The sequence below is a fragment of the Paenibacillus nicotianae genome (genome assembly GCF_042681745.1).
GTDB lineage: Bacteria > Bacillota > Bacilli > Paenibacillales > Paenibacillaceae > Saccharibacillus > Saccharibacillus nicotianae.
Genome location: NZ_JBHUGF010000010.1, coordinates 1,813,988 through 1,827,645, shown reverse-complemented (window position 1 = coordinate 1,827,645; position 13,658 = coordinate 1,813,988). Strand labels below are relative to the sequence as shown.

The 13,658-nt window shown below is 39.4% G+C and carries 11 protein-coding genes; 6 read left to right on the top strand and 5 right to left on the bottom strand.

The window, feature by feature from the left end; translation table 11 throughout:
- Positions 1-41: 41 nt before the first annotated feature.
- Both ACFSGI_RS12055 and ACFSGI_RS12050 read right to left on the bottom strand, forming a co-directional pair.
- Positions 42-1,355 (bottom strand): MFS transporter, encoded by a 1,314-nt coding sequence (locus tag ACFSGI_RS12055; protein WP_204824375.1) that lies wholly within the window; start codon positions 1,353-1,355, stop codon positions 42-44.
- A 120-nt stretch (positions 1,356-1,475) separates the two neighbouring features.
- Entirely contained in the window at positions 1,476-2,459 is a 984-nt protein-coding gene (locus tag ACFSGI_RS12050; protein ID WP_204824374.1) for a FecCD family ABC transporter permease, read from the bottom strand.
- 284 nt (positions 2,460-2,743) lie between these two features.
- Between ACFSGI_RS12050 and ACFSGI_RS12045 the strand changes: the two genes are divergently transcribed.
- A complete protein-coding gene (locus ACFSGI_RS12045; protein ID WP_204824373.1) occupies positions 2,744-3,625 on the top strand; it encodes an aminoglycoside 6-adenylyltransferase in 882 nt (293 codons plus the stop codon).
- An 85-nt stretch (positions 3,626-3,710) separates the two neighbouring features.
- Here ACFSGI_RS12045 and ACFSGI_RS12040 read toward each other — a convergent pair whose 3' ends face one another.
- The 3 genes from ACFSGI_RS12040 to ACFSGI_RS12030 form a co-directional block, all read right to left on the bottom strand.
- Positions 3,711-4,769 carry a S66 family peptidase gene (locus ACFSGI_RS12040; protein ID WP_204824371.1) on the bottom strand — a complete coding sequence of 353 codons (1,059 nt, stop codon included), beginning with the start codon at positions 4,767-4,769 and terminating at the stop codon, positions 3,711-3,713.
- Between the two features lie 67 nt (positions 4,770-4,836).
- Positions 4,837-5,811 (bottom strand): aldo/keto reductase, encoded by a 975-nt coding sequence (locus ACFSGI_RS12035; protein ID WP_204824370.1) that lies wholly within the window; start codon positions 5,809-5,811, stop codon positions 4,837-4,839.
- A gap of 95 nt (positions 5,812-5,906) precedes the next feature.
- On the bottom strand, positions 5,907-6,683 hold the full coding sequence (locus ACFSGI_RS12030; RefSeq protein WP_204824369.1) for an ABC transporter ATP-binding protein: 777 nt from the start codon (positions 6,681-6,683) through the stop codon (positions 5,907-5,909).
- A 93-nt stretch (positions 6,684-6,776) separates the two neighbouring features.
- On the opposite strand from ACFSGI_RS12030, the gene ACFSGI_RS12025 reads away from it, so the two are divergent.
- The 5 genes from ACFSGI_RS12025 to ACFSGI_RS12005 all read left to right on the top strand — a co-directional run bounded on the left by ACFSGI_RS12025 (position 6,777) and on the right by ACFSGI_RS12005 (position 13,646).
- Positions 6,777-7,727, top strand: coding sequence for an ADP-ribosylglycohydrolase family protein (locus tag ACFSGI_RS12025; protein ID WP_204824367.1), 951 nt, complete (start codon positions 6,777-6,779; stop codon positions 7,725-7,727).
- A gap of 2 nt (positions 7,728-7,729) precedes the next feature.
- On the top strand, positions 7,730-8,458 hold the full coding sequence (locus ACFSGI_RS12020) for a DUF1361 domain-containing protein (RefSeq protein ID WP_204824366.1): 729 nt from the start codon (positions 7,730-7,732) through the stop codon (positions 8,456-8,458).
- Between the two features lie 9 nt (positions 8,459-8,467).
- Positions 8,468-10,216, top strand: coding sequence for a sensor histidine kinase (locus ACFSGI_RS12015; protein WP_204824365.1), 1,749 nt, complete (start codon positions 8,468-8,470; stop codon positions 10,214-10,216).
- 9 nt (positions 10,217-10,225) lie between these two features.
- Positions 10,226-11,830 carry a response regulator gene (locus ACFSGI_RS12010; protein ID WP_204824363.1) on the top strand — a complete coding sequence of 535 codons (1,605 nt, stop codon included), beginning with the start codon at positions 10,226-10,228 and terminating at the stop codon, positions 11,828-11,830.
- 148 nt (positions 11,831-11,978) lie between these two features.
- Complete coding sequence (locus ACFSGI_RS12005) at positions 11,979-13,646, top strand: type 2 periplasmic-binding domain-containing protein (RefSeq protein ID WP_204824360.1); 1,668 nt, start codon at positions 11,979-11,981, stop codon at positions 13,644-13,646.
- Positions 13,647-13,658: the final 12 nt, after the last annotated feature.

The window sequence follows — 13,658 nt, the reverse complement described above, 5'->3', positions numbered from 1 at the left end:
GATGCTTTTTTGTATTTTGATACCTAGAGAAATGATACATATTATGAGGGAACTGCTTGCACACTATTATTGGTCGGCTTGCGGAACATAAAGTAATATAACAACGAAGAGATTGTATACAATACCCCTGTAATACTAAATGCAATCGCATAACCCCAATAGGTACCATAGCTAGTGACCAGATACGATTGTACAGGCCCCATACTTGCCCAACCTAACATAAATACAGTCTGCATTAATGAGTTAGCAATACTGCGTCTTTTGTCAGATACACGATCGACCATAATCGAAGATTGAAGAGGATTTGCCGCATTCATCAAAGCTTGTCGGAACAGAAAGCTTACCGAAGCGATAATCAATACATTGGTGAATCCTGTGAGTAATAAGAATGGCAACGATAATAACTGAAAAACGACAACGGCTCGCACAGCGCCGATTCGTGCCGCCAAAGAAGGCCCTAGCAACATCGATACAATCGTCATTAATTGTCCTAATGAGATCAATATACTCATAGATGTTAACGACACTGCAAAGCGATTGGTAAAGTATAGATTTAAGTAAGGCACCACTAACCCAGAACCTAGCCCTGTTAATAACTGTGCCAGTAGAAATCGGCTAATAAATACAGTATCAGAGTGAGCAGTAGACGAAGCTGATGAAGGTGTTGCTGAGATAACAGGTGCTGATTGTTCATTTTGCTTGTTTTTTATGATATGAACAGGAGGTGCTGAAGAAAGTGTTGAAGCAGTATGTTCCCGAATCATCGCCATCGGGATAAAAGAAGCTATAGTCGCTATACTACCAAGTAATAGTACCAACTGTAAGCTCAATACATATGTAAGTCCTGTAAATTGTAAAATATCTGCAAGTACACCACCGCCTGTATTCCCCAGTACTTGCGCAGCCAGTGTAAGACATGCAAGATAACTAAACATCCGTAGACGCTTTGATTTTTCTACATTTTCAGCTAAAAAAGGAATAGCCATTACTTGAAAAATAGAAGCAAAGATACCCGAACATATCGCCAATAGCAGTAAACTTTGTTCACCGATCGCAAATGATCTACCTACAAAAAACAAACCACTAGCTAAAGCGCCGAGCACCAGTAACTTTTTACGGCTGAATCGGTCGCCCATCAATCCGACAGGAATAAACAAAATAGCTGTAGCCAAAGATTGAATACTGATAATACGTCCATTCATAACATCGGGGTAACCAAGCCCTTGAATATACAAATTGTAGAGCACACTGAACATTCCTGTACCTATTTGGTAAAATAAATTCGCCCAGAAAAATAACCGCACATTGTGCGGCCAACTGCGTATTTCATTCCAGATCGATAGTAGTACACGCATGTGATATGCCTCCCCTGTTGTATGTATCCGCAACCAACCTTCGTAGTATAACAGTTTGTGACTTATTTATAAAGACAGCGCGAAGGAAGAGCAGATTCATACGATAAAGGAGTGTAGACATTAAGAATAATGAAGTAACGTTTTCTCTATTTCTTTGCCAATTTGATAAATCAGAAAAGGAGCACCAATAATAACGGTGATCGGCATAACCGAGATATCAAAAATCGGATCGATCGTGCGTGATAAAATATCTAGCCCTAGAATCAACACACTACCATAAATAGCAGAACCTAGAATCAACCAGCGAATCGGTGGATTTTTGAGAAAAAATCGCAATATACTCGGAATAATAATACCTACTAATCCAAGTGGGCCTGCTAACATCGTCGAGATACTGGTCATCAAGATCACCATAAACATACAAATAATAGTCGTCCAGCTTAAAGAAACAGAACGAACAGCATCTGGGCGATGTTGCACTCGTAATGAGAGTGACCAACAGATAACGATAGCTACTACAGTAACAGGTAAAAGCACCCAGATCGTAAAGCGTGGGTTCCCTAGCATAATCGGATTGACCAGATGATCGATATAATCAATCGTAGAATAAGCAGAATACATAATGATAGAAATACAGGTGATAATACAGACAGCAACAATACCACCGCTAATCTGCCGTAACGATTTTACTTTCCAGGGCAGTAATTTGGCTATACTATAAGCGAATAAACCACCTAAAGCCGCACCAGCGACAGCCCATACCATAATCATCCACTGATTCAATGAAGGTGAAAAAATAATAATAATACATAACGCTAGAGCCGTTCCTTGAGTCAGTCCCATCGTAGAAGGAGAAGTCATCGTATTACGTGAAATATGCTGCATTACCGTACCGGACACCGCTAGACACGCACCAACTAAAATACAACCCAATGTGCGAAAAATAGATGAATAGCGTGAATAAAAATGTTCATTATTAATAGTTACTGAGAAATAACATTCGATAATCGCTAATACAACACCAATAATTAGTACCATCACAATATAATGAGGTACACGTTGAGGAGTTGTAGCGGCATCTGGAATCGCTGTAGAGCGAGACATAAAACAATTCACTCCTTTATGATATTGAGTATTTGTCCAAATCTAAACATATGTAAGTGCTACATGACTATCTTATAAGAGGTCAGCCTATAGATATTGCTTTGTAGAGTACTTTATTATTATCGGAAAGTAGCTTGTTATTTTTCACTGTTCGAGAAAAAATTTACATAATTCATAAGAATCTAACAAAAATGCAAAGCTAACTGACTTTTATATGGTAAACTTTGTTAAAATAAAGAAGAGATTTGATCAATGAGCCAATGTGCAGACAGGTGGGGTAGACAGTGAATACAATCAAATCACAAGAGCAGATTATCAATATGATTACGACATGGGCAGTACAGACAAATAATATTCGTGCTGTAGTATTAGCAGGAGTACATGCAAATAACCCAAGCAATACCGATCCTTTAGAAACGTATCATTTTCAATTAATTGTAAACGAATTGAATACGATGATCTGGCAAGAAGATTGGTTGCATATATTTGGAGAACCTTTAACGACATTACAACATATTCGTCATCATTCTGTGACAGGAGCAGTCGCTTGTACGCAAAATGTATTGTATACCGATGGGGTAGAGGTTGAATTTCAAATATACCCGATCAGTGAGTGGGAAAATCAAATTGATAACGAATTGTCTGCTACAACTACACCGGTACATCAGGTATTGCTTGATAAAGATCATCGGATTCAAAATTCGGTTGTGGTGCTCGATCAACAATCGGTACATTTAAATAAACCTGCCCGGCATGAATATGAGCAGATTCAGCATGAATTTTGGTGGTACTGCATGCAAACAGCCAAAAGCCTGTTGCAACAACAATTGTTACTTGCCAAATATCAACTGGATCATATTCTTCGTATTCGTTATTTAGAAAAAATGCTCGATTGGTATGCAGGTAGTCAGCACCAGTGGGATATTCTGTACCATCATGATCGTGCTGAATATCGACAACAGGTAGAACCGGAATTAGCTCAAGCATTAATAAAGACTTATGCAGGGAGCAATGTAGAAGATAACTGGCATAGCTTACTGCATATGATTCATTTGTTCCGCCATCTATCTATACATGTAGCAGAATCGCTAGATTATGTGTACGATCACGAACAAGATCAGCGGATGATCCAGTATATACAACAACTCAGACCTGAATCTAGATAAAACAGTATATTTGTATCATTCATATTCAAATCATATTCAAAAAGACTGAATTCTAGGACAACCTAAGATTCAGTCTTTTTGTGATTTAACGTAATATTTGTTGAACCGTACCTGAGCCATTTGCAGTCTGAACGTGAGCTATAGCTCCATTGATTAATGTCAGTTGCGGAGGAATATGCCCGATATCTACATTATAGATCACCGGAATCTGTTGCTCTCCCAATACAGCTTGTAACGCATCTTGAATTTCAAAGTTTTTGACAGGGGTATATCCAGCAGGTCTACCGATCAGAACTCCGCGTGTATGCTGGAACCAACCGGCTTGATTCATTTGCCAGAGATGACGGTAGATAGCAGCGGCATTCATTTCACAGCTTTCCAGATACCATATAAATCCTTCATCTTGATCATAATGCTGCATAAAATCAGGTATAGGAGACCACGGGGTACCAATTAATGCAGCAATGACATCCATACAACCGCCGATCAAGCGACCTGTCAATTCAAGAGAAGCTTCTGGCTGATCTTCCTGTCCGAGAATCTTCCATTCTGTAGGTGTATCTAGATTAAAGTTAGGTTTAGAATAATCACTATGTGTCTGATGATAAGCTGAAGAATGTTGTTCTACTTGATCTCCAGTAACAGCAGATAATAGATCTTGCCAGCGAATAGTTAGATCATCATCCGCTCCTGAAATATCTATCATTCCCGGACCATGAGCAGAAGCATAACCTGTCATCAATGTATACGTAAATGTTAATGTGCTAATATCTGAAAATCCTAAAATCCATGTAGGCGTAGCTTGACGAATTTTCTCCCAATTCAATAATGGTAAAATATCCATCAGAAATTCTCCACCCCATGGAGGAATAATCGCTTTGATCTGATCATCTAACAGAAATTGTTCAAGTTCTGCCGCGCGCTGTTCTTTGGGTAGACTTACACATTTATCATTTGTCCATACACTACTACCTACGCGCGTCTGATATCCTAATTGGTGCAGATAAGCAGTAGAACGATGGATCAAATGATGAATCTCTGCTTCTAGTCCGCTAGATGGAGCGATAATACCGATAAGGTCACCTGCTTGTAAAGGAGCAGGATATATGATTTGTGAATGATAATTAGCTTGATGATTTGCCATAATGCTTAATCCTCCTACGAATCGGATACAATATTCATTTGAAATACTTGGGATATAGCTACTTTGATTATATGCGATAACTCGCAAAAGGGTCTCCATTTTTAGTAGAACGACTCATTTCATCTAATCGTGCATCCACTTCATCATTGATGATGTAATCCAAGCTGTTCAGATTATTTTCCAATTGCTCGCTACGGGTAGCACCGACAATAACGGTAGCAACAGCAGGACGTTTTAACAACCATGCGAGCGCAAGAGTAGCAGGTTCAGTAGAACGATTTTGGGCATACAGTTTTAACACTTCTCCTAGATTGATACGTTGTGTATTAAAAAAGCGTTGGAATGAAGGGTCGGTCTCTGCACGTGAACCAGAAGGAGAAGCTTGGTTCTCTGAATATTTGCCTGTCAGAATTCCACCTGCAAGCGGGAAATACGGAATAATACCAAGCCCTTGATCCAGACAAAGAGGAACCATTTCCTGCTCTGGTGTACGATCAGCTAAAGAATAAGACGTTTGAAGCGATACATAGCGATTCAGATTCAATTGATCACTGATACTTAATGCTTTCATTAATTCCCATGCAGCATAGTTAGAAGCTCCGATATATCGTACTTTGCCTGAACGTACCATGTCATCCAATGTACGCAATGTTTCTTCAAGAGGGGTATAAGGATCAAACGTATGAATTTGATACAAGTCTACATAATCAGTCTGCAACCGTTTTAGACTTTGATCCAGTTCACGTTCTAAATGATAACGAGAAGAACCGCGGTCATTAGGGCCTTCGCCTGTAGGAAGCCCTGCTTTGGTCGTTAATACTACTTGCTGGCGTTTGCCTCCTTGCAGTCCTTCTCCAATAATTTGTTCTGAAGCTGTTCCTGCATAGATATTAGCTGTATCGATAAAGTTAATTCCACGATCGATAGCCGTATGTAAAATACGAATAGATGTTGCGCGGTCTGCACGTTTGCCAAAAGAGTTAGTTCCGAGACCCAATTCAGATACTTTCAATCCACTTTTTCCAAGATGACGATAGTTCATAGTTATACCCCTTTTATGATATTTATTCTGTGTTGTATCTCTTTTACGAGTTATTTACAATGACATATAGAGCTTGGTACATGTTGCATAGCTGATTACACTAAGCGAATAGAGTAGCGTTGTCCGGGTTCTGATCGCACTTCTACAGCAGTATCAAAAAATGAGCTGAGTTGCTTGGATTCTACCATAGCATTGGTGTCGCCTGCGCCGAACACTGCACCATCACGAATCAATAATGTTTTGTTAAAGCAAGGCATAATCTCTTCGATATGATGAGTCACATAGAGTAGAGTAGGCGCGTGTTCTTGCGTAGCTATGGACTGTACACGATGCAGTAATTGATCACGTGAGAAAATATCAAGCCCTGTACAAGGTTCATCCAAAATAAGCAATTCAGGCGAAGCCATCAACGCTCTAGCAATTAGAATACGTTGCCGCTCGCCTTGAGATAAGGTATCATAGGTGCGTCCTACTAGCCTTTCAGCATCTAATTGCTTCATAATAGATAAAGCTTGTGCGTAGTCTTGTTCTTCAATCTGATTATAAATGCCAATCGAAGCAAATTTACCACTTAACACAATGTTTTCTGCTTTTTCATGACCATGCAATCGTTGTTGCATAGATGTACTGACCCAACCGATCTTTTTGCGATGTTCTCGAAGATCAACCGAACCAAATTGTTCATCCAGAACATGAATACTACCTGTTGTAGGCCAGATATAACCGTTGATCATATTTAACAATGTGGTTTTGCCAGAACCGTTGAGACCCAGTAAGCACCAATGTTCTCCTGATTGTACTTGCCAGGAAATATCGTTGATAATCATAGTCTGATCTCTGCGCCAGCTAGCATGTTGTACATCAATAATCATATAGGCTCACTCCTCGTAAGTTTGGACATTATTATAGCATTAAATGATTTACACATTGAAACGTAAAATGAATAAAGAAGGAGACTACATAATATGTCATTTATAAACCATTCTAGTAAAGATGGAATCATCGGATTGTTGGTGGGGGATGCTGTAGGTGTACCTTACGAATTTTTGAATCGGGAAACGATTGCTCGTCATCCGGCTGTAGATATGATCGGTTATGGTACACATCAACAGCCAGCAGGAACATGGTCTGATGACGGAGCATTAACTGTAGCATTACTGGTGAGTCTGATTCATTATCCACAACTGAACACTACTGATCTGGGAAACCGGTTTATTCAGTGGTATCGTCAAGGCATTTGGGCAGCTCGTGGCGAGGTATTTGATATAGGGATCGCTACTCGCAAAGCGATTGCTCTTATTGAACAAGATCCGACTCGTTCTGAACAAGCCGGAGGAGATGACGAGTATAGCAATGGAAATGGATCATTAATGCGAATATTGCCTTTAATTTATAAACTGGTGAATCAAGATGCAGCTACCCGTCTTGACTGGATTACGAGGGTCTCTTCATTAACACATCGTCATCCTGTATCTATACTTGGCGGTCTTATTTATGTTGAAATCGGTATACAGTTACTACAATCTGCTCCGTCTACAACATTTAAAGAATGCTATCAGCAAGCTTGCCAATATATCAATACTCAATATGCAGATTATCCTGAAATCGAGCGATATCAACGGTTATTGAGTGGTGAGATCGATCAATTTCCAATCGATGAAATCTCTTCTAGCGGGTATGTAGTGCATACCTTAGAAGCCAGTATCTGGGTATTGCTTCATACATCCAATTATCGGGAAGCCATTTTACAAGCGGTTAATCTAGGGGAAGATACCGATACGACTGCTGCTGTAGCAGGTGGACTTGCAGGTATCTATTATGGTTATGAGCAAATACCTGAGCAATGGCTTCAGCCATTAGCCCGGCTTGAAGAAATGATAGAATACTGTCAGCAATTTGATCAGCAAGGGGAATAATAATGAACAATCGATATGACATTTGGGGAACTAAAGTCTGGACAGGTAAAATTATAGTGTTAATTATTTTATTATTAGCTACAAGCTTTTGTGTAGCATTAGGTATCCATCTACGTAATGCTACAGGGCGAGATATTTATCGTTATCTCAACTGGGACATTTTTCTAGGCTGGGTTCCTATCGGACTGGCTTTATTGATTGATGGAGTGATGAAATTACGTCGATCATGGATCAGAAATGTATTAGTAATTGGAGCAGGTATTGTCTGGTTGTTATTTTATCCTAACTCTGTCTATCTGGTTACAGACACACTACATCCGTTTGTGCATTATGAAGCACCTGCCGGGCAACGATTTTTGTTTCAATTAGAGTTTTGGTATCATTTATTTTTGTTTTTTGTAGCAGCGATCTTAGGACTGGGATTAGGAACTTATTCGTTATCATCTATACAGCAATTAGTTCGTGAACATTATGGTGCAGTGCGTTCATGGATATTTGCTCATATCGTTCTGATTCTTAGCAGTATCGGTATTTATATTGGACGCTTTATTCGTTGGAACAGTTGGAATGCTATTACTCATCCGCAATTGATCTGGAAAGATGTGATCGATATTGTGACTGATCCAGTACAATTGCATTTTATGTTTGTTTTTACAGGAATGATCTGGTTTATCAGTCTTGTAGGTTATTTTATGATGCGTGGCGGAATGTTTATGACAAGACGAGGATGATAAACGACTATGTATCGATATAATTTATTTACCAAAATTGTACTGTTAATTGTCATTATGCTGATTCCTATTATGATGCTGTATATCTACTCTAATCGTACAACAACCGAAGTGTTGCGTCGTGAGTTGAATCAATCCAATATTAATCAATTGAATTTTTTTCAGACACAGGTGAATACCAATATCGAATTGTTATCTTCATGGCCCAATTTATTGATTCATGATCCTGATATTGTGAGTTTTAATGATATTTATTTGCAAAATGGGTATCTGAATCTAGATGCGATCACGCTGGTCAAACGTATCCAAAGTAAACTAGCGATTCAAGAAAGTTCATCCAACTGGCGCAGTCATTTGTCGATCTATTCACCAAGTCTGATGCGGTTAGTAACAGATAACGATATGAGCGATTATCGTATTAGTCAGGCACAGCGCTGGGCGAAGCCGGGGTGGCAAGTGACTTCTTTGCATGATAACAATCGAATGACATTTAATTTCTCATGGACAACGATTTCTCCTTATACTGCCAGTACACCAGATTTGCGTGATGCCAGTACAGTCATTAGGGTTGAATTTGATAGCAGTAATATTCAAGATATGCTGGATAAATTCAAAAGTGATGGGCGGCGTGATCCTTTTTATTACAATCCAGAATTGGGTGTCGTCTATAATCGTTCTGCTGATCATCCGTTAACAGACGAATTGATCAGCCATCTTCGCGAAAAGCCTTTACAAGAATTAGAAAGTCGCACCATTGACATATCTGATCAGCAATATATGGTGAATGCTGTTCGTTCTGAAGTCACCGGATGGTATATGGTCGATTATATTCCTCTAGATGATGTGTTACAGCCAATCCATAACTCGAACCGATTATTTTATTTATCAATGATTGCTTTGTTATTGATGAGTTGTCTTGCTTCTTATCTGCTATACGCGCAAGTACAGGTGCCTATACGTCAATTGATAGCTGGATTTGATCGGTTAAAACAAGAAGATTATTCAGTGCGGATACGTCCGAAAGGTAGAAGTGAATTTGCTTATCTATCGATTCGCTTTAATTCTATGGTGGCGCAGATACAATCATTATTTGAAAATGTATATATGGAGAAAATACATGTGCGAGAAGCCCGATTGAAACAACTTCAATCTCAGATTAACCCGCACTTTTTTTACAATTGCTTTTCATTTATTACCAGTATGGCGAAGCTCAACAACCAGCAAGCAGTAATCGCAATGTCCAAAAATTTGTCTCAATATTATCGTTATACAACACGTCAAGAACGTGATCTTGTGCCGATGATTGAAGAGATTGATTTTGTGCAGAATTATTTGGAGATTCAGCAGATGCGGATGTCCAGATTGAATTATAATATTCATTTACCGGAAACTATCAAATCGATCTTGATTCCACCACTTATTGTACAACCATTGGTTGAAAATGCAGTTATTCATGGGATTGAACGTTATTCTTCCGCAGGCTTAATCACGATTACAGGCTGGTATGAGAACGATCAGTGGTTTTTGAGTGTAGAAGATGATGGTAAAGGGATGGAACCAGAAGCATTAGTCAATCTGCAACAAAGTCTTTCAGAACCGTTAGGCGAAGAAATGGGTTGCGGATTATGGAATGTGCATCAACGTTTGACACTACGCTTTGGCGAACAATCCGGTGTACATCTAAGTGCATCTGAATTAGGTGGACTCAAAGTCACATTAAGTTGGACGTCAAATCAAGGAACTAACATTCAGGAGTGAACCGTTACTATGAATATTTTACTTGTCGATGATGAATCTTATGTTACAGAAAGTTTGGAACTGACGATTCCATGGACAGAATTAGGAATTGAAGAAGTCTACCGCGCGGATTCTGTAGATCAGGCGCTAGCGGCTTTGAATAAATATGATATTGATATTGTCGTAACCGATATTCGTATGCCTGATCGCGATGGATTAGAATTGCTTGCAGAAATAGGGAATACATGGCCGCATATTCGGACACTTGTATTGACCGGATATTCCGATTTTGAATATGCACAAAAAGCTATTCGTCTCAAAGCAGGTGATTATATTTTAAAGCCTGTCGATGATGATCCTTTTATAGAAAGTATTCGTCGTGTAGTTAATGAGATCGAAGCAGAATGGGGACAGACAGATAAATACAATCAGCTTGCTTATCAGCGTCAATCTGAACTTGAGTTGTTGCGAGATGGTCTATTAAATGATCTGTTATTGGGTCGCGAAGCCTCTGATCGCAGTATGTTATCTCGCTTGGATACCTACGGTATTCATATTAAGCCTGATCATACTGCACAGATGTTATTTGTTCCTCCGGGTTCTTATACACAAGATCAGACTGAAGAAGCGATTCGTTTGCTAGAATATGCTATTGGTAATATTACGAATGAGATTTTGGGTGAACATGGCGATGTCTGGTTAGGACGTGCACCTCAAGGGGGTCTGGTGATTATATGGCAGTACGATGCTCAAATGTACACAGGTCATAAGCTCCATATTCGTGAATTACGAGATAGTGTACATCGTTATTTAAAAACGAATTTGTCATTCTGGGTGAGTGATCCGTTTGTATTTCCGACTGAAATATCATCAACGTATCGTCATATGATGCGTTTTGCTCATTTGGCGTATGCCGCGGCTGAACAGGGAATTCATTTTATTCAAGAACAGAATCAGCCATTAGAACGCCCTTCTGCGATGAAATTTATGGAATCGCTCTACAAACCACCTGCATTAATTCATTTATTAGAGTCGGCTCAATGGAATTCAGCCAGACAGAAAGTAGATCATGTATTAGATACGATGGAATCGTTACCTCTTACCCATGAGCATTTATATGAAGTGTATCTGGCTGTTAGTAATGCGCTGGTCTATATGGCACATCATCATGGATACAAGCTGGCTGCTTCCGATTCGGGCGGTCTAGATCCTTTTTCTGCGCAACAGATTACCGGTTCTTTAAGCAAGCTTCGCTTGTGGTGTAATAGTGTACTGACTCGAATCGAACAGCAAGGAACTCCTTCTGCGTTAGAACCCAGCCGTAGTCGTATTGTCAAACAAGTACAAGAAATGGTCGCTGAAAGTCTCGGTCAAGATGTATCGGTCAAAACGATTGCAGATCGTGTATTTCTGCATCCTGTTTATCTATCTAAAATTTACAAAACCGAAACAGGTGAAGGGCTGGGCGATTATATTATTCGGATTCGGATGGAAAAAGCATTATATATGCTCAAACATACCAATAGTAAAATCTATGAGATTACCGCAGCGTTAGGTTATCAAAACCCCCAATACTTTAGCAAATTATTCAAAAAACATTACGGAATGACACCAAATGAGTTCCGCGAAACATAAATGATTGCAAAAGGTGCAGGAATGTTATATTCGTGACATAGGCGATTGATGTTCTTGCACCTATACTTAAGAAGTAAGCAAGAAGCAATATACAAGATGAACGAACGTGAGCAGTAACAAGCTTGAATGTAAAATAAGGGGGAGCAACATGGGAATCAAGAAAACAGCGACTATCGTCATGAGTACACTACTTGTAGCGGCAAGCCTAGCAGGATGTGCAGGCGGTAAAGAAAGTGCACCTGCGGCGGTCAATACTGAAAACGTATACAAAGAGAAATACGATCCACCGGTAACAATCAGCACCGTATGGGGAGTAGATCCAACTTTACAATTTAAAAATGGAGAATCTGCTGAAAATAACGTAGCTACCAAATGGGCAAAAGATAAATTTGGTATCGATATCAAATCTCTCTGGTCAGTTACAGATACGAATAGTGCATTTGCAACCAAAGTTAGATTGGCAATGTCTTCAGGACAAGAAATGCCAGATGTCGTTACAATCGGTGATACAGATTCACAATTAGCACAAGACTTGATCGATTCAGGTATGTATAGCGAAGTGGGGCCGTTATTCGACAAGTACGCTTCAGACACATGGAAAAAAGCAATGTCTGAAGATGCAAACGTCTGGAACCCTTATATCCGCGATGGTAAAAAAATGGGTATTCCTGTTCTCGATTATGCATATAACCATGATTATGTATTGTGGATTCGTCAAGATTGGTTAGACAAGCTGAATATGAAAGCGCCTACCAATATGGATGAATTAGAAAAAGTAATGGAAGCTTTCAAAAACAACAATCCAGATGGATTGTCACCGGATAAAGTGATTCCACTGAGTATTGGATTCAAATCTTCTATGAATACATGGATGGGCGATCCTTCTTGGATCTTTGGAGCCTATGGAACGATTCCTCAACAATGGAATCTGGCTTCTGATGGCACATTGCAATACGGTTCGATTCAACCAGGTATGAAAGAAGGTCTGGTGAAGATCAAAGAATGGTTCGACAAAGGATATATTCCAAAAGAAGCAGCATTATGGGATGAAAACAAAACATCTGAACCAGCAGTTGCAGGAACAGCAGGTATTTTACCAGGTCCTTACTGGATGAGTGGATGGCCTTTACAAGATACAGTGAAAAACGTACCAAGTGCAGTCTGGAAACCAATCACTATCCCTGTTGGGCCGAATGGCAAAGCAATGCGTCATGGTACAACAACAACGAACGGCGTAACATTGATTAACAAAAACATGAAACACCCTGAAGCATTCTTTACGTACCAAAACTATATGTTCGACCAATTAGCGAATCCTTCTGCAAATAGTGAATTTGATAAAGGTCTATTCAAAGGATATGACTATGATGTAGATTCTTCTGGTAAATTGCTAACAGGCGAAAATATTCCAGGCGGTTATGTAAACAGTGTACGTTATCTATTAGTTCGTGATGGCGCACGTATTCCTAATGCTCAAATGGATGCGTTGATTAAATTAGCAGATGGCGGTAAAGCAGAGACTCGTCTAGAGCGTGATATTCAAAATAACTATGGTCCTTTGACACCGGAAGCGGCTAAAGTATTGATGTCTCAGAAAGACAGTTCTTATCCAAATATGTTTACAGGTCCAACTACACAAAGTATGAAAACGAAAATGGACTACTTGAACAAAATCGAGAGTCAAACATTTAACGAAATTATTTATGGTAAATCACCGATCGATTCATTCGATACTTTTGTACAGACATGGAAAACATCGGGCGGCGATGAAGTAACCAAAGAAGTTAACGATTGGTATAAGAGCGTTCATAAATAATATAACGGATAT